This window comes from Vibrio sp. CDRSL-10 TSBA, assembly GCA_039696685.1.
Classification (GTDB): domain Bacteria; phylum Pseudomonadota; class Gammaproteobacteria; order Enterobacterales; family Vibrionaceae; genus Vibrio.
Genome location: CP155566.1, coordinates 278626 through 298456, shown reverse-complemented (window position 1 = coordinate 298456; position 19831 = coordinate 278626). Strand labels below are relative to the sequence as shown.

General features: G+C 50.2%; 23 protein-coding genes and 2 pseudogenes. 4 read left to right on the top strand and 21 right to left on the bottom strand.

The window, feature by feature from the left end; all coding sequences use genetic code 11:
• Positions 1-315 precede the first annotated feature (315 nt).
• Positions 316-735 carry a secondary thiamine-phosphate synthase enzyme YjbQ gene (locus ABDK09_08800; GenBank protein ID XAW89737.1) on the top strand — a complete coding sequence of 140 codons (420 nt, stop codon included), beginning with the start codon at positions 316-318 and terminating at the stop codon, positions 733-735.
• A 132-nt stretch (positions 736-867) separates the two neighbouring features.
• On the opposite strand, the gene alr is transcribed toward ABDK09_08800, so the two are convergent.
• Entirely contained in the window at positions 868-1998 is a 1131-nt protein-coding gene (alr, locus tag ABDK09_08795; protein XAW89736.1) for an alanine racemase, read from the bottom strand.
• Positions 1967-3376, bottom strand: a complete 1410-nt coding sequence (locus ABDK09_08790) for a replicative DNA helicase (protein XAW89735.1) — start codon at positions 3374-3376, stop codon at positions 1967-1969. Before ABDK09_08790 ends, alr begins: the two co-directional genes overlap by 32 nt.
• Positions 3377-3538: 162 nt before the next feature.
• On the opposite strand from ABDK09_08790, the gene ABDK09_08785 reads away from it, so the two are divergent.
• Positions 3539-4330 carry a DUF481 domain-containing protein gene (locus ABDK09_08785; GenBank protein XAW89734.1) on the top strand — a complete coding sequence of 264 codons (792 nt, stop codon included), beginning with the start codon at positions 3539-3541 and terminating at the stop codon, positions 4328-4330.
• Between the two features lie 48 nt (positions 4331-4378).
• On the opposite strand, the gene rplI is transcribed toward ABDK09_08785, so the two are convergent.
• The 15 genes and pseudogenes from rplI to fkpA all read right to left on the bottom strand — a co-directional run bounded on the left by rplI (position 4379) and on the right by fkpA (position 14460).
• The gene (rplI, locus tag ABDK09_08780; GenBank protein XAW89733.1) at positions 4379-4828 is read right to left on the bottom strand and encodes a 50S ribosomal protein L9; all 450 of its coding nucleotides are present in this window, start codon (positions 4826-4828) and stop codon (positions 4379-4381) included.
• Positions 4829-4861: 33 nt separating this feature from the next.
• Positions 4862-5089 carry a 30S ribosomal protein S18 gene (gene rpsR / locus ABDK09_08775; protein ID XAW89732.1) on the bottom strand — a complete coding sequence of 76 codons (228 nt, stop codon included), beginning with the start codon at positions 5087-5089 and terminating at the stop codon, positions 4862-4864.
• A 15-nt stretch (positions 5090-5104) separates the two neighbouring features.
• Positions 5105-5407: a primosomal replication protein N gene (gene priB, locus ABDK09_08770; protein ID XAW89731.1), complete on the bottom strand. Its 303-nt coding sequence runs from the start codon at positions 5405-5407 to the stop codon at positions 5105-5107.
• Between the two features lie 8 nt (positions 5408-5415).
• The gene (rpsF, locus tag ABDK09_08765) at positions 5416-5793 is read right to left on the bottom strand and encodes a 30S ribosomal protein S6 (protein XAW89730.1); all 378 of its coding nucleotides are present in this window, start codon (positions 5791-5793) and stop codon (positions 5416-5418) included.
• 200 nt (positions 5794-5993) lie between these two features.
• Entirely contained in the window at positions 5994-6470 is a 477-nt protein-coding gene (gene bfr, locus ABDK09_08760) for a bacterioferritin (GenBank protein XAW89729.1), read from the bottom strand.
• Between the two features lie 80 nt (positions 6471-6550).
• A complete protein-coding gene (locus ABDK09_08755) occupies positions 6551-6739 on the bottom strand; it encodes a (2Fe-2S)-binding protein (GenBank protein ID XAW89728.1) in 189 nt (62 codons plus the stop codon).
• Positions 6740-7055: 316 nt separating this feature from the next.
• On the bottom strand, positions 7056-8240 hold the full coding sequence (tuf, locus tag ABDK09_08750) for an elongation factor Tu (protein XAW89727.1): 1185 nt from the start codon (positions 8238-8240) through the stop codon (positions 7056-7058).
• Positions 8241-8362: 122 nt separating this feature from the next.
• Positions 8363-10459 (bottom strand): elongation factor G, encoded by a 2097-nt coding sequence (gene fusA, locus ABDK09_08745; protein ID XAW89726.1) that lies wholly within the window; start codon positions 10457-10459, stop codon positions 8363-8365.
• A 75-nt stretch (positions 10460-10534) separates the two neighbouring features.
• Positions 10535-11005 carry a 30S ribosomal protein S7 gene (gene rpsG / locus ABDK09_08740; GenBank protein XAW89725.1) on the bottom strand — a complete coding sequence of 157 codons (471 nt, stop codon included), beginning with the start codon at positions 11003-11005 and terminating at the stop codon, positions 10535-10537.
• A gap of 118 nt (positions 11006-11123) precedes the next feature.
• Positions 11124-11498: a 30S ribosomal protein S12 gene (rpsL, locus tag ABDK09_08735; protein ID XAW89724.1), complete on the bottom strand. Its 375-nt coding sequence runs from the start codon at positions 11496-11498 to the stop codon at positions 11124-11126.
• A gap of 183 nt (positions 11499-11681) precedes the next feature.
• On the bottom strand, positions 11682-11957 hold the full coding sequence (gene tusB, locus ABDK09_08730) for a sulfurtransferase complex subunit TusB (protein ID XAW89723.1): 276 nt from the start codon (positions 11955-11957) through the stop codon (positions 11682-11684).
• An 8-nt stretch (positions 11958-11965) separates the two neighbouring features.
• Positions 11966-12322, bottom strand: a complete 357-nt coding sequence (gene tusC / locus ABDK09_08725; GenBank protein XAW89722.1) for a sulfurtransferase complex subunit TusC — start codon at positions 12320-12322, stop codon at positions 11966-11968.
• Positions 12319-12756 carry a sulfurtransferase complex subunit TusD gene (gene tusD, locus ABDK09_08720; GenBank protein XAW90704.1) on the bottom strand — a complete coding sequence of 146 codons (438 nt, stop codon included), beginning with the start codon at positions 12754-12756 and terminating at the stop codon, positions 12319-12321. Before tusD ends, tusC begins: the two co-directional genes overlap by 4 nt.
• Positions 12757-12767: 11 nt before the next feature.
• Positions 12768-13449 (bottom strand): annotated as a pseudogene (locus ABDK09_08715) (transcriptional regulator).
• A 213-nt stretch (positions 13450-13662) separates the two neighbouring features.
• Complete coding sequence (gene fkpA / locus ABDK09_08710; GenBank protein ID XAW89721.1) at positions 13663-14460, bottom strand: FKBP-type peptidyl-prolyl cis-trans isomerase; 798 nt, start codon at positions 14458-14460, stop codon at positions 13663-13665.
• Between the two features lie 139 nt (positions 14461-14599).
• Between fkpA and ABDK09_08705 the strand changes: the two are divergent.
• Positions 14600-15578 (top strand): annotated as a pseudogene (locus tag ABDK09_08705) (hypothetical protein).
• A 2-nt stretch (positions 15579-15580) separates the two neighbouring features.
• Positions 15581-15808: a SlyX family protein gene (locus tag ABDK09_08700; protein XAW89720.1), complete on the top strand. Its 228-nt coding sequence runs from the start codon at positions 15581-15583 to the stop codon at positions 15806-15808.
• Between the two features lie 174 nt (positions 15809-15982).
• Here the strand turns inward: ABDK09_08700 and ABDK09_08695 are convergent, their stop codons facing one another.
• The 4 genes from ABDK09_08695 to hflX all read right to left on the bottom strand — a co-directional run bounded on the left by ABDK09_08695 (position 15983) and on the right by hflX (position 19802).
• Complete coding sequence (locus tag ABDK09_08695) at positions 15983-16171, bottom strand: DUF2065 domain-containing protein (GenBank protein ID XAW89719.1); 189 nt, start codon at positions 16169-16171, stop codon at positions 15983-15985.
• A 119-nt stretch (positions 16172-16290) separates the two neighbouring features.
• Positions 16291-17274 (bottom strand): protease modulator HflC, encoded by a 984-nt coding sequence (gene hflC, locus ABDK09_08690; protein XAW89718.1) that lies wholly within the window; start codon positions 17272-17274, stop codon positions 16291-16293.
• Positions 17275-17276: 2 nt separating this feature from the next.
• On the bottom strand, positions 17277-18467 hold the full coding sequence (hflK, locus tag ABDK09_08685; GenBank protein ID XAW89717.1) for an FtsH protease activity modulator HflK: 1191 nt from the start codon (positions 18465-18467) through the stop codon (positions 17277-17279).
• A 45-nt stretch (positions 18468-18512) separates the two neighbouring features.
• Positions 18513-19802: a ribosome rescue GTPase HflX gene (hflX, locus tag ABDK09_08680; GenBank protein ID XAW89716.1), complete on the bottom strand. Its 1290-nt coding sequence runs from the start codon at positions 19800-19802 to the stop codon at positions 18513-18515.
• Between the last annotated feature and the right edge of the window lie 29 nt (positions 19803-19831).

Genomic DNA, 19831 nt, shown 5'->3' with positions numbered 1-19831 from the left:
TCTATCCCGATGTTACTTTGGTTTTATTCCACTAATCTTAGCCACTGGCGCTAAGAATGCAGAATCCCCGATTGAGCAAAAAGAAAATGATAAAATTGGGTGCGGATTGCCGCTTAAAAATGTAATAAATTTTCAATGCACAATTATGACTCAGCTGTACGCTACCCGCATTGAGTTAAGTCACGTAAACACCTAGTGTTTAACTATTACCTAGTGTTTAACTATTGCCTGGTGTTTAAATATTGTATTGCAATCAAGTGGCGCCACCATAGCGTTTCTAGCACCGTTTGCCAAATAGATTATGGAGAGAGCAGAATGTGGGCACAACAGAAAATACAACTGCGCGCATACCCGCGTGGCTTTCATCTGATCACTGATGAAATTGAACAACAATTACCGCAATTACGCTCGCTGTCTGTCGGTTTACTACATCTGTTTATCCAGCATACCTCAGCCAGCCTGACCATCAATGAAAATGCGGACCCGACCGTACGTTCCGATATGGAGCAGCATTTTAACCACTTTGTTCCGGAGCGGGCGCCCTATTATGTCCATACCTATGAAGGGGATGACGACATGCCCGCCCACATCAAAGCGTCCCTGCTCGGATCCAGTATCACACTGCCGGTCAGCAATGGCCGGTTAGCTTTAGGAACATGGCAGGGTATTTACCTCGGGGAGCATAGGGATCATGGTGGGCCACGCCGTCTGATTGCGACACTGCAGGGAGAATAAAGGCTTGGCAGGCATCGCCTCGCTGTGCAGAGAAAAGCGGATCAGAGTCCCAAATGATATCTGCAGAGAAGGAGATCTGCGAAAAAAGGGTATCTGCGAATAAGCCCCGTCGGAGCCAATAAAAAAGCAGGCCTAGAGACCTGCTTCGCTATAAGACATCACGACCCGGGCGGTCAGCTTAGTGACCAGCTCATAGCCCAGAGTACCGACGTGGCGAGCGACATGCTCAACCGGCAAACCGTCGCCCCATAAGATGGCTTCATCGCCGACATGCTCGCTGCCATGCGGACCAAGGTCCACACACAACATATCCATAGACACCCGCCCCGCCAGCGGCACGATACGGCCATTAACCAGCACCGGCGTGCCGTTTGGCGCCATACGCGGATAACCGTCGCCATACCCCATCGCAATCACGCCAATCCGGGTATCACGCAGCGCGGTCCAGTGTCCGCCATAGCCGACACTTTCGCCCTCTTTGACTTCACGCACGGCGATCAGACGTGATTTCATCGTCATCACCGGCTGGTAACCCAGCTCTGCGCCGGTCTGCTCGGCAAACGGCGAGACACCATACATAATGATACCCGGGCGAACCCAGTCCATCTGGCTGTGTGGCCAGGCCAGTAAGCCCGCCGAGGCTGCCATGGAACGCTCTCCCGCTAAACCCAGCGTCAGCGCCTGAAACTGTTCAATTTGCTGTGACGTGACCGGACTGTCTGCTTCATCAGCGCAGCCAAAGTGACTCATAAAACGCACCGGCTGCGCTACATTGGCACAGCGTTGCAGACGCTCAATAAATCCGGCGCACTGTTCAGGACGAACGCCGAGGCGATGCATCCCGGTGTCCACTTTGAGCCATACCACAACCGGTCGCTCCAGGCGGACATTTTCCAGCGCCTGCAACTGCTCTTCGCAGTGCAGCGCTGTCTGAATATTATGTTCGACCAGTAATGGCAGGTCGGCGGGCAGATAAAACCCTTCCAGCAGCAAAATAGGTTTGCTGACACCACTGGCACGCAATTGCAGCGCCTCTTCCATGCGCGCAACGCCGAATGCGTCGGCACCTTGCGCATGTTGCGCCACCTGCCCCAAACCGTGACCATAACCGTTGGCTTTCACCACGGCCATCAGGCGACTGTGCGGCGCCTGCTGGCGGATACGCTGCAGGTTATGGCGCAGCGCAGCCAGATTAATATGGGCAGTTGCCGCCTGCGTATAGCTCATGGTATTACTCATCGTCGTCAAAGGCCGGGCCCGCATAGTTATCAAAGCGCGAGTACTGGCCCTGGAAGGTCAGACGGACCGAACCGATAGGACCGTTACGCTGCTTACCTATGATGATTTCAGCGGTGCCTTTAAGCGCGCTGTCCGGGTGATACACTTCATCGCGGTAGATGAACATGATCAAGTCGGCATCCTGCTCGATAGAGCCGGATTCACGCAAGTCCGAGTTGACCGGACGTTTATCGGCCCGTTGCTCAAGCGAGCGGTTGAGCTGCGACAGCGCGACCACAGGCACATTGAGCTCTTTGGCCAGCGCTTTGAGCGAGCGTGAAATCTCGGCAATTTCCAGTGTCCGGTTATCAGACAGCGCAGGTACACGCATCAGCTGCAGGTAGTCGACCATGATAAGCGACAGGCCGCCGTGTTCACGCGCAATACGACGCGCACGGGAACGGACTTCAGTTGGGGTCAGACCCGAGCTGTCATCGATGTACATGTTTTTCTTCTCCATCAGGATACCCATGGTAGAAGAAATGCGTGCCCAATCCTCATCATCAAGCTGACCGGTACGAATCTTGGTTTGGTCAACCCGTGACAATGAGGCCAGCATACGCATCATGATCTGTTCAGCGGGCATCTCCAGCGAGAAGATCAGGACTGGTTTTTCCTGCTCCATGGCCGCGTTTTCACACAGGTTCATCGCGAACGTCGTTTTACCCATCGACGGACGAGCCGCCACAATGATGAGATCCGAGCCCTGCAGACCAGCGGTTTTCTTGTTGAGATCGGTAAAACCGGTATCGACCCCGGTCACACCATCCTGCGGCGTTTTGTACAGCAGCTCAATCCGCTCCAACGTCTTTTCCAGAATGTTGTCGACATTCTGTGGCCCTTCATTCTCACTGGTACGCGCTTCAGCGATAGCAAACACTTTACTCTCAGCCAGGTCGAGCAGATCTTCCGAGCTGCGCCCCTGCGGATCATAACCGGCATCGGCAATTTCATTCGCCACACCAATAAGGTTGCGAACCAGCGCGCGTTCAGCGACAATTTCGGCGTAAGCGTTAATGTTGGCCGCACTCGGCGTATTCTTGGCCAAGTCAGCCAAATAGGCAAAGCCACCGACATCTTCCAGCTGTTCACGCTGTTCAAGGAATTCGGACAGAGTGATCAGATCGAGAGGTTTGCTCGCTTCCAGAATAGATTTCACGCCATCGAAAATCAGGCGATGGGGCCGGCTGTAAAAGTCGTGAGTAACAACCCGCTCTGAGACGGTGTCCCAGCGTTCGTTGTCCAGCAACAAGCCGCCGATCACGGACTGCTCGGCTTCTAAGGAATGCGGCGGTGCTTTGATCGCTTCCACCTGGGCATCGGAAGATTTGCGGTTTCGGTTATCTGTTCGGGGATCAGCCATGACTTCACTCGGTAACTCTTTAATGACCGACCATTATACACAATTTATAATCACCCAAGAGAAAGTTTATGGGCTGCGAAAACAGAATTAACGGTCACATGACCCACGCCCGGCGAGACAAACTTATTATGCAATTTATCCACCCGTTTTTTGAGGTACTGCGTGTCCAGAATTTGGCTTCTTAGTCTTGGCCTGATGACCAGTTACTGTGCGTGCGCACAGGAAGAACCTGAGAGTGACAGCGAGATTCAGGTGCCTTCTCACTGGACCAGCCAGGTAGAATTTGGCTACCAGTCCCACACCGGCAATACCGATTCGGAGTCTCTCAATACCCGTATCAAAGGTGAATATATCGAGGGGCGACACCGGACCAATGGTGAGTGGCGTTTTTACCGGCTGAATAAAAATGGTAAAGAGGACAAGCGCCAGTCTAACTATGCTCTGCAGACCGACTACAAGTTAGGCCCTAAATCCTACCTGTACGGCAGCTTCAAAGGGATTGATTCACGCTACAGTGCTTATTTTACCGATTACACCTGGTCGGCCGGTATGGGTTACCAGTTGACCAATACCGAAGAGTTACTGATTGAGCTCGAAGCCGGCCCTGGTTATCGCTATCAGAAGCCGAACCTGGATGAGATCGACAGCGACGATGTGGTGTTCCCTAACAAGGTCAAAGAGCCAATTTTCCGTACCAATGTCAAAGCAGAATGGCAGGTATTCAAGTCACTTAAGCTGGCGGCAGACCTCAACCTTATCAACGGTGAAAGCAATACCCGACTTGATTCCGAGCTGAGTGTGATTAATAACATCACCGAAGACATCGCGCTGAAGATCAACCAGTCGCGCCAGTATCACACCAAGGTGCCGGAAGGCCTGAGCAAAGCCGACAGCGTGTTATCGGTCAACCTGATCTTCCTGTTTCTGAGCCAGGACACCAGATTACAGACATAAAAAAACACCAGCCGAGGCTGGTGTTTTAAATTCGTCTGTCAGCTGAAATTACTCAGCAACAACCTGCAGATTCACAGTTGCGAAAACTTCAGAGTGAAGTTGAACGCTAACTTCGAATTCACCAGTGTTGCGCAGAGCGCCTTCAGGTAGGCGAACTTCGCTCTTAGAAACTGCAACGCCTGCTGCAGTGATTGCATCAGCGATGTCACGAGTACCGATAGAACCGAACAGTTTACCTTCGTCACCAGCTTTAGATGCGATTACTACCGCTTCCAGAGCTTCAACTTGGTCAGCACGAGCTTGTGCAGCAGCCAGTTGCTCAGCAACTTTCGCTTCAAGTTCAGCACGACGGCCTTCAAACATTTCAACGTTAGCTTTAGTTGCCATTACTGCCTTACCTTGTGGGATAAGGAAGTTACGAGCGTAACCAGATTTAACGCTAACTGTATCGCCAAGACCACCTAGGTTACCGATTTTATCAAGTAGAATAACTTGCATTGCTTAATCCTCTTTCTTAATAAACGGTGCCAATTACTGATGTTTGTCAGTGTATGGCAGTAGAGCTAGGTAGCGAGCACGTTTGATTGCACGAGCTAGCTGACGCTGGTACTTAGCACTTGTACCAGTGATACGGCTAGGTACGATTTTACCAGCTTCAGTGATGTAGTTCTTAAGAGTTGCTACGTCTTTGTAATCAATCTCTTGTACGCCTTCTGCAGTAAAACGGCAGAATTTACGACGACGGAAGAAACGAGCCATGGGCTATCTCCTGATCTAAATTTGGATAATGTTGTCGGCATGAAGCACCACTTTACCGACGCCATTCCGGCCGGTCTGGTAAGCGACAAATCCGCTCACCTGAATGGTGCTGCCTTGTACTAAATGTTGAGTTAATGCCTTTGACCTTTGCCCGCTGACGACCACCGGCATGCGACAATAAACTTGTCTCGGCAGGTCAGCTTCCAGCACTGTTGAGCGATGTTCAAGCCAGAAACGGCAATGTTCAACACCCGACGGGCTTTTGCTTCGAATCGGAGGTTTCGCGACTGAGCCACTCAACTCCATTCGATTGGTCATAAGGTGAATTACTCAGCTGCTTCTGATTTAGCTTCTTCACGCTCTTCGCGACGAGGAGCACGCTCTTCTTTCGCTTTCAGCATGATTGACGCTTCAGTTACAGGCGCTTTAGTACGCATGATCATGTTACGCAGAACTGCGTCGTTGAAACGGAAAGCAGTTTCCAGTTCATCGATAACAGCTTGGTCAGCTTCAACGTTCATCAGAACGTAGTGAGCTTTGTGAAGCTTGTTGATTGGGTAAGCCAGTTGACGGCGGCCCCAGTCTTCTAGACGGTGTACAGTACCGTTAGCTTCAGTGATAAGACCAGTGTAACGCTCGATCATGCCAGCAACTTGCTCGCTTTGATCAGGGTGCACCATGAATACGATTTCGTAATGACGCATCGATTTGCTCCTTACGGATTATTCAGCTTCCAGAGTTGGCCCGGTCGTCCAGAGGAAGCAAGGAACTAATGAAAATTGACCGAGAATTTAGGAGCGGAGATAGTACAGAAAGACAGCAGCTTTAGCAAGGGAAATGTGTGGGGCTCACAGTGTGGGAATCAGGGTCCGGGACAGCGCCCAAACCCTGTAAAGATAAACCGTTAGTCTTCATCCACAAACTGGGCTTGCAGATAGTTTTCAACACCGGTCATTTCAATCAGACCGAGCTGGGTTTCCAGCCAGTCGACATGTTCTTCTTCATCTTCCAGGATATCCTGGAACAGGTCACGGGAGACGTAATCACGAATATCTTCTGCATAAGCAATCGCATCACGTAAGTCTGGAATAGCGGCCATTTCCAGTTTCAGGTCGCACTCGAGCATCTCTTTTGTATCCTCGCCGATCATGAGTTTACCCAGATCCTGCAAGTTCGGGATGCCCTCCAGAAATAAGATACGTTCAATCAGATGATCCGCGTGTTTCATCTCGTCGATCGACTCGTGATACTCCTTATCAGCGAGGTGTTTCAGGCCCCAGTCTTTATACATGCGGGCGTGGAGAAAATATTGATTAATGGCAACCAGTTCATTGCCGAGAATTTTATTCAGATGTTGGATGATGATTGGATCACCTTTCATGACAAAGCCCTCCTCTTTGGCTCCTTTAAATGTAGAACCAAATGAGAGAGTGTCAAAAAGGTCAGAGGGTTAAGTGCTAACTAACTGGCCTGTTGGTATTGAACCGGAATAATTTCGCCGAGAATCTCTTTTGCCTGCCTCACACATTTTCCGCATTGAGAGCCAAGAGCAGTACAGCGTTTGATTCCACGAATATCCGTGACGCCCTGTTCAAGGGCTAACTTCTTAATCTTTTTGTCAGAGACACCATGGCACAAACAAACGTACATACTTCACCTCTCATTCATCATTAATCGCAATATAAAAGAGAATCATTCTTATTACTAGTCATTTTCAGGCGCGGGTTAAGATCGATTAGTTATAAAAAACCGGTGAAATTTGAGGGCAAAAATAGTTAGCTACCGCAATAATGACAGTTAGCTTAGTAACACTCTGTTTTAGAAAAGAAGTTATCTGAAATTGAAAACTAAGGCAGGAATTTTTTTATAACCGAATGGCTATAAAGCTCAAACAGGATCGCTAAAATGCAAAAAGGGAAGCCGAAGCTTCCCTTTTCTAATGCGATATGCGCACTAAGTTTCGCGATTAAGCGAAGATCTTAGCTACAACACCAGCACCTACTGTACGGCCGCCTTCACGAATCGCGAAACGCAGACCTTCGTCCATCGCGATTGGAGCGATCAGATCAACAGTCATCTGGATGTTGTCGCCTGGCATTACCATTTCTACGCCTTCTGGCAGCTCGATGTTACCAGTTACGTCAGTTGTACGGAAGTAGAACTGTGGACGGTAGCCTTTGAAGAATGGAGTGTGACGACCACCTTCATCTTTAGACAGTACGTATACTTCTGATTCGAACTTAGTGTGTGGAGTGATTGAACCTGGTTTAGCTAGTACTTGACCACGTTCTACTTCATCACGCTTAGTACCACGTAGAAGTGCACCAACGTTCTCACCTGCACGACCTTCGTCTAGCAGTTTACGGAACATTTCAACACCTGTACAAGTAGTAGTTGTTGTGTCGTGGATACCAACGATTGCAACTTCATCACCTACTTTCAGGATACCGCGCTCGATACGGCCAGTTACTACTGTACCACGACCTTGGATTGAGAATACGTCTTCGATTGGCATCAGGAACGGCATGTCTACTGCACGCTCTGGCTCTGGGATGTAGCTGTCCAGTGCTTCTGCCAGTTCAACGATTTTCGCTTCCCACTGCTCTTCGCCGTTTAGTGCGCCTAGTGCAGAACCTTGGATAACTGGTAGGTCATCACCTGGGAAATCGTATTCAGAAAGAAGTTCACGAACTTCCATTTCTACTAGTTCTAGCAGCTCTTCATCATCAACCATGTCACATTTGTTCATGAATACGATGATGTAAGGGATACCAACCTGACGGCCTAGCAGGATGTGCTCACGAGTTTGTGGCATTGGACCATCTGTCGCAGCAACAACTAGGATACCACCGTCCATCTGTGCAGCACCGGTGATCATGTTTTTAACATAGTCAGCGTGTCCTGGGCAGTCTACGTGTGCGTAGTGACGAGTTGGAGTGTCGTACTCTACGTGTGAAGTAGAGATTGTGATACCACGCTCACGCTCTTCTGGAGCGTTGTCGATTGACGCGAAGTCACGAGCTGCACCACCGTACACTTTAGCCAGTGTAGTACAGATAGCTGCTGTTAGAGTTGTTTTACCGTGGTCAACGTGGCCGATAGTACCAACGTTTACGTGCGGTTTCGTACGTTCAAATTTTTCTTTAGACACGATCGTGTTCCTTCCTAGTTATGATTCACCTTGAGTAACGTACACTCAGGGCGCGCCAGAAATTGCTATTTTATGCGCCAACGTCCGTCAGCGCAATAGATACGTCATTAATCAAATAACAACTAACCGCGTTCTGCCACAATTGCATCAGCAATGTTTTTTGGCACCTCGGCGTACTCTTTAAACTCCATAGAGTAAGAAGCACGACCTTGGGTTGCAGAACGCAAATCAGTCGCGTAACCAAACATCGCAGACAGTGGGACACGGGCACGGATAATTTTCAGACCCGCTGGGCCATCATCCATACCTTCGATGATGCCGCGGCGACGGTTAAGGTCACCAACTACATCACCCATCCAGTCTTCCGGAGTGGTTACTTCGACTTTCATCATCGGCTCAAGAATAACCGGATTTGCTGCAAGCGCACCTTTCTTGAATGCCATGGAGCCGGCGATCTTAAACGCCATCTCGCTAGAGTCGACATCGTGGAATGAACCATCGAAAAGTGTTGCCTTAACATCCAGTACAGGATAACCGGCCAACACACCGTTGTTCATTTGTTCCTCGATACCTTTCGCTACCGGGCCGATGAATTCCTTAGGAATCGCACCACCCACGATTTCGTCGACGAAGACAAAGCCTTCGCCAGGTTCGGAAGGTTCGATTTTCAGCCAGACATGACCATATTGACCACGACCACCTGACTGACGAACAAACTTACCTTCCACTTCCGCTTTACCAAGAATGGTTTCGCGGTATGCAACCTGAGGTTTACCCACGTTACAGTCTACGTTGAATTCACGCTTCATGCGGTCAACGATGATGTCGAGGTGAAGTTCACCCATACCCGAGATCAGAGTCTGACCGGTTTCATCATCGGTTTCCACGCGGAATGACGGGTCTTCTGCAGCCAGTTTACCCAGCGCAACACCCATTTTTTCCTGATCGGCTTTAGAACGAGGTTCTACCGCGATCTGAATAACAGGTTGAGGGAATTCCATGCGCTCCAGAATCACTTTATGATTAGGATCACACAGGGTATCACCTGTCGTTACGTCTTTCAGACCGATTGCCGCAGCAATATCACCAGCGCGAACTTCTTTGATTTCTTCACGTTTGTTGGAGTGCATCTGAACGATACGACCGAAACGCTCTTTCTTCTGTTTCACTGAGTTGTAAACAGCATCACCTGAGTTAACAACACCAGAGTAAACACGAATAAAGGTCAGCGTGCCCACAAATGGGTCAGTTGCGATCTTAAACGCCAGAGCCGAGAAAGGTTCGCTGTCGTCAGCGTGACGCTCAACTTCTTTCTCGTCATCATCAATACCTTTGATTGAAGGAACTTCAGTCGGTGATGGCAAATACTCAACCACAGCATCCAGTACGGCTTGTACACCTTTGTTCTTAAATGCACTACCACAAGTGGCCAGTACAATTTCGTTATTTAGTGTACGCAGGCGCAGGCCTTGCTTGATTTCAGCTTCGCTCAGCTCACCTTCTTCAAGGTATTTATCCATCAACTCATCGTTCGCTTCTGCCGCAGCCTCAACCAGGTGAGTACGCCACTCTTCAGCAAGCTCTAACATGTCGGCTGGAATGTCTTCGTAAGTGAAGGTCATGCCTTGATCGGCTTCATTCCAGTTGATGGCTTTCATCTTGATAAGGTCGATGACACCTTTGAACTCGTCTTCCGCACCAATGTTCAGTTGGATAGGAACCGGGTTCGCACCAAGACGGTTTTTAATTTGGTCTACAACGCGTAAGAAATCTGCACCCGCACGGTCCATCTTGTTGACAAACACCATACGTGGAACATGATATTTATCTGCTTGACGCCATACAGTTTCAGACTGAGGTTCAACACCTGAGGAGCCACAGAACACAACGACAGCACCGTCAAGCACACGAAGAGAACGCTCTACTTCGATTGTGAAGTCAACGTGTCCCGGGGTGTCAATGATGTTGATGCGATGATCGTCGAATTGAGCTTCCATACCACGCCAGAAGGTGGTAGTCGCAGCGGAGGTGATTGTGATACCACGCTCTTGCTCTTGCTCCATCCAGTCCATGGTGGCAGCACCATCGTGAACTTCGCCGATTTTGTGAGAAAGGCCAGTGTAGAACAGAATACGCTCAGTAGTGGTAGTTTTTCCTGCATCTACGTGAGCACAGATACCGATATTGCGGTAGCGCTCAATAGGAGTTTTACGAGCCACGATTGTATCCTCTTACTAAGGTTAACCTTAGAATTTAGAAATGTGCTGCGAGAGAACCTCGCAGCACAGAAGGTATTACCAGCGGTAATGAGCAAACGCTTTGTTCGCTTCTGCCATACGGTGAACGTCTTCACGTTTCTTAACAGCAGTACCTTTGTTTTCTGACGCATCTAGCATTTCAGCAGCTAGGCGTGCAGCCATAGATTTTTCACCACGCTTACGCGCAGCTTCAACCAACCAACGCATAGCAAGTGCGTTACGGCGAACCGGACGTACTTCTACAGGAACCTGGTAAGTTGAACCACCAACACGGCGAGATTTAACCTCTACCGCTGGGCGAACGTTTTCAAGAGCTTCTTCAAATACAGCTAAGTGATCTTTACCAGATTTCTCAGCCATTGAGTCTAGTGCAGTGTAAACAATTTTCTCTGCAGTAGATTTTTTACCGTCAACCATAAGGATGTTAACGAATTTTGCCAGCAGTTCAGATTTGAACTTTGGATCTGGAAGGATCTTACGCTGACCAATAACGCGACGACGTGGCATGGAATATTCTCCGTTGTCTTCTTCAGGTTTTATCCAAAACTTTTCAGTTTTTTCAAAAATTTAAAATTGAAAATAAGTGTTTGGCCTTACTTAACGCTTTCTTTATAAAAAAGACGCATTAAGACTTAGGACGTTTCACACCGTACTTAGAACGAGCTTGTTTACGATCGTTAACGCCTGAACAGTCAAGCGCACCACGTACAGTGTGGTAACGAACACCCGGAAGGTCTTTAACACGACCGCCACGGATCAGAACAACGCTGTGCTCTTGCAGGTTGTGGCCTTCACCACCGATGTATGAAGTCACTTCAAAACCGTTAGTCAGGCGAACACGACATACTTTACGTAGTGCTGAGTTAGGTTTTTTAGGTGTAGTAGTGTATACGCGAGTACATACACCACGTTTTTGTGGGCACGCTTCTAGTGCAGGCACGTTGTTTTTCGCAACTTGCTTTACACGTGGCTTGCGTACCAACTGGTTAATAGTTGCCATTAGCTAGCTCCTGAAATTTACTAAAAAGTAAGCTTTGTGAAAAATCTATCCCTGTTGCACTTAGCGCAATTAGGGACGCAAAATTCTATGCAGCAGTGGGAAGTGTGTCAAGAAATATACAGATCTTTTTTGCCGGTTGGCGCAGGTGGGGTGGACACCCGAACGTACACCCCGGAGCACTTGTTACCAAGTGATTGATTTACCGTATTTTACTGTTACATCTACCCAGCCATCCATATCGATGACCTCAACCGATGGGGGGCAGTGTGCGAGCCATCCGCGCGCCTGCAGATCCTCTTGCAGTGCATACACAGGAACAGCCGTCGGAAGATGGGAATAAAACGGGCTGGCCTGGCTCGCCGCGTACACGGCATTCTCCACCAGCAGCAGTGCATCCTGGCTAAGCAGGTAACGGCTTACCAGCGCCAGTTGCTGAGGCGTTTTTACAATATGCAGCATACGATTTCCTAAAACGTCACAATCTGATCAAAGTGTTGCCACAGAGTCGCAATTTCCTGCGGTTGCAGCGGCTTGGTCCCGACCACCAGATCGTCGCTGTGCAGGCCCCATTCAGCGAGGCTGTGCGCGCAGGTATAGCGCTGTTCGATGTCATACAGATCGAGCAATTTGAATGCACTGATGTAATCACGGCTTAATACCGCGCCCGGCTCCTGACCGACGACCAGTTGCAACACCCCTTCACCAATAAAGAACACCGCCAGATCTTCGCTGTAGGCCGATGCTGCCAACAGGGCATCCAGCCCTTCGCGCCCGGCACTAACGGCATGCGGTGCAGAATGAAATACAAAGGCGACTTTATTCAAAACTGTACCACCCTGTCTTGGGCCAATAATGCTTCTGCCAGACTACCGAGTCCGGTCTGTTCGAACGGTGCGGCCAAGTTCGAGGCCGGTAACTGGTGCTGCTCGGCTTCAGCCGGACTGAGCACGCCGCGGCGCAGCGCGGCTGCAACGCAAGTCTCAAGGCGTACATTATGCTCTGCCGCCAGGCGCTGCCAGGCGGCGACCAGATCAAATTCATCGTTAGCCGGTGCGGTCAGTGCCGAACCATTCTGCACTCCGTCCTGATAGAAGAATACGCTGCGCAGGGTGTGGCCCTTGGCAATCACCCGGCTGGCAAACAGGTAAGCGTTGCGCGCCGACTGGGTACCGTACACCGAGCCATTGACCAGCAGAGTGAACGAGCGCGGCTGAGTGTCGCTGTTCACTTCTCCACCGTTCACTTCTCCACGATTCATGTCTGCGCTATTCACTTCTCGTCGTCCTCAGTCTTGCGCTGACGGATATAGAGATAGACGGTGTGCTTAGAGATGTTGAGGCGATCAGCGACGCGGTTAATCGCATCTTTAATATCAAAAATACCTTTATCAAACAGCGCCATCACAATCTGACGGTTTCTTGGTGTTGTTCGACACTGATTTGTCAGCATTGATCTCTTCAATGGTGCGCTCTACGGTCTGATCCACCAGCTCCTCAACGTCACTGGCGAAGTTGACCGATGAAGCGGCCGCTTCCGCTTCCTGGGTCGGCATAAACGAGTGCAGCACCTGCGAAAACGGTGCATCGAGGTTGACGTTGATACACAACAGACCAATAACGCGGTTTTCGTCATTGCGGATCGCAATCGTGATCGACTTCATCAGCACGCCGCCTTTGGCGCGAGTGAAGTAAGAACGGGAAAAATTACGCTCCGAGCCCTCGATGTCGCGCAGCATTTTCAGCGCCAGATCGGTGATCGGTGAGCCGACCTGACGGCCGGTGTTTTCACCATTGGCAATTTTGACCGCCGAGGTATTCAGATCTTCCAGCGAATGCAGAACGATTTCACAAAATGGCCCAATCAGGCTGGCTATCCCATCCACGACCGCTTCATATGAGCGCAGAATGACTTTGTCATGGTCCGTAAATGGTTTGACATGCACGGATTCCATTTCAAGTAACATATCGGCATTAAGGTTTTCTGTCGTTGTCACTGTACTTTGACCCTAGAACGAAAAATCAACAAATTGATGTAAGTTTATCAGAAAATTTTAACCGAATACTCAGCTATCTTGCCAACAAGTGATTTAGAACAACTTATGTACCCGGCGTACAAAAAAAGGGCCTGAACAAGTCAGGCCCTCCGATTACTTACTCAGTGCGGCTTACTGCGCGCTTTTCGCTTTTGCGTCGGCATCGCCGTTATCGATCTTCAGCAGCTCAACTTCAAACACCAACGTTGAGTTAGCCGGGATAGTTGGCGTGTCCTGCTCACCGTACGCCAGTTCTGGCGGGATAACGAACTTGTACTTGGCGCCCACTTTCATCAGTTGCACGCCTTCAGTCCAGCCCGGGATCACACGGTTCAGCGGGAATGTTGCCGGTTCACCACGATCGTAAGAGCTGTCGAACTGAGTACCGTCGATCAGTGTGCCTTTGTAGTGCACTTGTACGGTGTCCGTTTCTTTTGGCGTTTCGCCTTCACCCGGAGTCATCACCTGGTACAGCAGACCCGAATCAGTCTTCTTCACGCCATCCTGTTTTTCAAAGTCAGCACGGAAGTCATCACCGGCCTTCTTGTTGGTGGCGGCTTTCTCTTCAGCCTGAGCTTTCATTTTCTCAGCGACACGTTTGTCCAGACTTTCCAGCGCGGCACGTGTTTCTTCTTCTGTCATTTCTGCTTTACCGGCAAATACGTGCTGAATACCTTCCAGAACCAGATCCTTATTGAGGTTGATTCCGATTTCAGCCGGTTTTTCAATACTGTTGCTCAGGTAGTTAGCAAACGAAACACCGATTGCGTACGCTGCTTTATCGTCTTCTGACTGCAGGTTCACCGTTTTCGCGGCGGCTGACTGTTCAGCGGCGGGTGCAGCACCTTCCGTTTTCGGTGCATCTTCCTGACAACCCACGGCCAGCATAACGGTTGCGGCAAGTAGCGACACTTTCAAAAGTGATTTCATTGAATTCTCCAATTTCGAGGCAAACCTTTTGTTATTGTGCACAAAACTTGGTTTCAAGCTGGTGCACAACACAGAGTTGTACCAATATAGCTTTATGTATTCAGATTGTCTTTACACACTAGACGGATAATTAGATTTGATGCGAATAATTTCTCATTCCATCCTGCTGCTTGTTGTCATAGCGATGTTAAATGGCTGCTTTTTCTCTAACCAGGAAGCCGAACGCTGGGAGCTGGAGCCGGAAGGATCCACCAGTTTCGGGCTCAGCAGAGATGGTCGTTTCGCCCTCGTCTACTCCAAACAACACCAATTGGTGTTCTGGGATCTCACTGAGCGTAAGCAACTGGCAGAAACTCGGGGCTCAGGACCCGCAAGCCAGCACAGTATCGCTGATCCGCATCTCAGATAACGGCCGCTTTGCGATCACCGCTACCCAGGATAATTTCGCCGTTTGGGACCTTGGCTGGACACAAGCCGAAGGTCTCTGGTCCATCTCTGATGGTCAAATCCGCGCAGTGGATATCGCCAGTAACGGCGAACAGGTGCTGCTCGGGTTATCAAACGGTAAAGCCATTTACGTCGATTTAGTCAGCGGACGCCGGCTGGAGTTCCTTGCCCACCAAGAAAAAGTCAATTCTGTCGCTCTGGCCCCTAACGGACGCTATGCCCTGACTGGTGGCAACGATTACGCTGCTTACCTGTGGGATACCCAGAGCGGGCAGATTGTGCGTAAGTTTGAACATGAACAAAGAGTCAATCGGGTCGCGCTGCAGCGTGACGGGAAGCTGGCCTTTACCTCAGACGGCGGCAATCAGTCTTTCATCTGGGATCTGGAAAGTGGTGCAAAGCGCTCGGCGCTGCGCAGTTTCTCGCGTCAGCTGATTTTTTCCAGCGCACGCTTTTCCGATGACGGCTCAAAACTGGTGACCGGCACCCCGTCCAGCCGCATCGAAGTGTGGGATACAGAGAGTGGCAAAAAGTCCGACACCTTCGAAGCAGAACCACGAAAAGATGCCCGCCCGCCACGCGCAGTAGTGTATGATGCGGCTTTTGATGCTCAGCAGCGGGTCATATCGGCCACGTCCGCTGGGATAGCCCAAGCCTGGAAACTCGATTAATCATGCAAGACAACACCACGCAACAGCTGCTACAGCGTATTGATGACCTAGAATGTAAATTAGCGTTTCAGGAGCAGACCATTGACGAACTCAACGAAGCCCTAAGCCAGCAACAACTGCTGATCACCAAGATGCAGGATCAAATGAAATACGTGGTGGGTAAAGTTAAGAATATGGATACATCCAACCTGGCCGACCCGGCGCAGGAAACGCCGCCACCGCATTACTGAATCCGGTCCGTCATCCGTTTTTATCTCGTCCGTTTTATCTTGTCGCTCTCAGCCAGTCTGCATACTGCTCAGGGCGCCTGAATCTGAGTCGGCACCAGCAATGGCGTTGCCGGCTCCGGGTTCATATCGGCCAGTCCCATAGCTCATCAATTCCTTCGCTTAATTCGCCGCAGCTCAGCGAATAAACCAGTAGGCAATCACCGCACCGGTGACCACCAGACAACCTCCTATCCGGCGCAGCTGGTTATTCGGCTGCTCACTAAGCTGAGCGACCATCTGCCGCCAGCCATCAGGCGCAATTAACGGCCCAAGCCCTTCGGCAATCAATACCAGGCCAAAGGCAATCCAGAGTGAATCCGGCATCTTCTTTCTCTCCCGAGCGCTATCCGCTCAATATTCTGTCTGTCCCAACCATCCGATACCAGTTCGGTACAGACGAAAAAAAGGCCCCGTAACGGAGCCTTTGTTATTCATGCATACGATTAGTTAGCCGAAGCTGCGCCTTTCGCATTGTTCATGTATTTGAAGAAATCGCTCTTCGGATCCAGAACCAGAATGTCGCTCTTGTTACTGAATGATTTCTCATACGCCTGCAGTGAACGCAGGAAGCCGAAGAACTCAGGATCTTTGTTGTAAGCATCCGCATAGATTTTGGCTGCATTCGCATCCGCGTCACCACGGGTCACGCGCGCGGTTTTATCCGCTTCGGCCAGAATCGTTGCCACTTCCAGCTCAGCCTGAGCGCGAATCACTTCTGCTTTTTCACGGCCTTGCGAACGGTGCTTACGAGCAACCGACTCACGTTCAGCACGCATACGACGGTAAATCGACTCACTGATTTCATCCGGCAGGTTGATTTTCTTCATACGGAAGTCAACCACACGCACACCCAAATCTTTCATCGCACTGGTACGGGTATCCGCCAGCACGTTTTCCATGATTTGGTCACGCTGACCATCGATTTCCAGAGCCTGCTTGGCCGCTTCAGTGGTGACCACCTCGGCATCCGGACTGTCTGGCAGTACGTCGCTGTTACGCGGACCGGAAACGATTTGTTTGATTTCACGGGCACCGATTTCTGAACGCAGCACATCCGTTACTTTACGTTCCAGCAGCGCTTCTGCCGTCAGAGCGTTACCACCACCAGTTGCCAGGTAGTACTGACCAAAGTCATCAATACGCCATTTCACGTATGAATCGATGATGACGTCTTTTTTCTCCGAGGTCACAAAACGGTCAGAACGGCCGTCCATGGTCTGGATACGTGCATCAAGAGTCTTCACACGGTCAAACAGTGGCATCTTGAAATGCAGACCCGGCTCGTAAATACGGGCGATTTCGTTGTTGTCTTTCAGGACACGACCAAAGCGGATTACGATACCGCGCTCCCCTTCAGGGATCACGAACATCGCCATCAGCAGCAGTGCCAGAACAACGACAACGACAGGGATCATCAACTTACGCATTCTTAGTATCTCCCTTGACGTGTGCTGGTTGAACGAGATTGGTCTTCACTTGGCGTTTCAGTGCGCTGTGATTCCAGTTCGATCTTGTCGTAAGCCGACGAAGATTTGGTCTGACGCTTAGTTGCCGCGCCTTCCTGACCTGCCAGCTTATCAATTGGCAGGTAAAGCAGGTTGCCGCTTGAGTCTGAATCCACCAGCACTTTAGACGTATTGCTGTACACTTCCTGCATCGCATCCAGGTAGAGACGATCACGGGTAACTTGCGGCGCTGCCTGGTATTCCGGTAACAGTTTCTCGAACTGTGCTACCTGACCCAGAGCTTCATTAACGATGCGCTCATTGTAACCTTGTGCTTCTTTCTTCAGACGCTCAGCACGACCGGTTGCTTTAGGCAAAATTTCGTTTTTGTACGCTTCTGCTTCACGGATGAAACGCTCTTCATCTTCTCGCGCGGCAATCGCGTCATCAAACGCATCTTTTACCTGCTCCGGCGGACGGGCAGACTGGAAGTTGACGTCGACCAGAATCAGGCCCATGTCGTAGTTATCAATGATTTGATTCAGCGTTTCCTGAGTGTACTGACGAATCTGTTGACGACCACTGGTCAGGATGCTGTCCATCAGCGAGTCACCGATTACCGCACGCAGTGCAGAGTCGGTGGCCTGACGCAGGCTGTCATCCGCATTAGTCACCTTGTACAGGTACTTGTACGGGTCAGCGATACGGTACTGAACGTCCATCGAAACCGTCACCACGTTTTCATCTTTGGTCAGCATAAGACCTGATGCACGCAGTGAACGGATCGCCTGCACGTTAACCGGGGTCACTTCATCGATAAAACGCGGGCGCCAGTTCAGGCCAGGCTCAACGATACGATCGTATTTACCCAGACGTAACACCACGCCACGCTCAGCTTCACCAATTGTGTAGAAGCCAGCAAAGAACCAGATAGCGATCGCTATAACAGCAATGACACCAAAGCCAATTGCGCTACCACCAGAGAAAGACGGTCCTTTCCCTCCGCCTCGCTTACCAAACTTGCCCCCCAGTTTCTGACTCAGCTTGTTAAAGACTTCGTCTAAATCTGGCGGACCTTGTTCACGGCCACCTTTACCGCCGCGATTATTGTTACCCCAAGGGTCATTATCGCGGCCGTTGTTGCCGTTGTTATTACCGGGCTCATTCCACGCCATTAGAAAGCTCCATCATTTGATATGACGTTATACTTTAGCAGTCCTTTAAGTAACTATAAAGTCACGTAAAACTGCCTCTTCTCTTTTCTCTAGTCTAGACCAATCCACCTGCTGCATACGAACTGTGATCAGTAAATTGCCTTCCTGATCATACTCTTCGTCCTGTATACACTTCATTTGGAAGAATGTACTACGGATTCTGCCCTGATGTTGCGGCGGAATACACAGGCGGTGCTCGACTATCTGACTGGCCAGACGCTCGGTCAGTGCTGCAAATAGCAGATCCAGCCCCTGACCTTCCATCGCCGAGAGCCATACCGTTCTCGGTACGCCTTCGTCATCCCTCTCTATACGAGGTTGCTGTCCATCCAGATTATCTATTTTGTTCATTACCAGCAGAGTCGGGATTTCATTCGCCTCAATCTCTGTCAGTACAATATCAACAGCTTGGATATTCTCACGAAAACGGTCGTCACTGGCATCGACAACATGTAACAAAATGTCAGCTTCCTGAGTTTCTTGTAACGTTGCTTTAAATGCCGCCACTAAATCGTGGGGTAAGTGACGAATAAAACCTACCGTGTCAGCCAGAATCGCCGGTCCGACATCCGCCAGGTCAATTTTACGCAGGGTAGGATCCAGCGTCGCAAACAACTGGTCTGCGGCGTAGACATCTGCCGCGGTAATGCGGTTAAACAGTGTCGATTTTCCTGCGTTTGTATAGCCGACCAGAGAAACAGTCGGAATTTCTGCCCGGTTACGAGCCCGTCGACCTTGTTCACGCTGTTTAGCCACTCGGTCTAAACGGCGCAGAATCGCTTTGATACGTTCACGCAATAAACGACGGTCGGTTTCCAGCTGAGTTTCACCCGGCCCACGTAAACCGATCCCCCCTTTCTGCCGCTCCAGGTGCGTCCAGCCACGAATCAGGCGCGTTGAGATATGACGCAGCTGCGCCAGTTCAACTTGTAATTTACCTTCATGGGTACGGGCACGCTGTGCAAAGATATCCAGGATCAGACCGGTACGGTCAATCACCCGACACTGGCAGAGATGTTCGAGGTTACGTTCTTGGGCAGGAGAAAGGGCATGGTTGAAAATCACCACATCAGCGCCGGTCATCTGAACGGCTTGTGCGATTTCCTGGGCTTTGCCCTCACCGACATAATATTTAGGGTGAGGAGATTGTCGGCTGCCGGTCACAACCTGCAACGTCGATACTCCAGCAGAAGAGACCAGCATCTGGCATTCGTTGAGATCTTCCCACTCACCCTCTTGCGTGAAGTTGATATGAACAAGTACGGCTCGCTCACCGGCTTCATAACGGTCAAACAAGCTACCAACTCCTTAATCGATAGTAATAT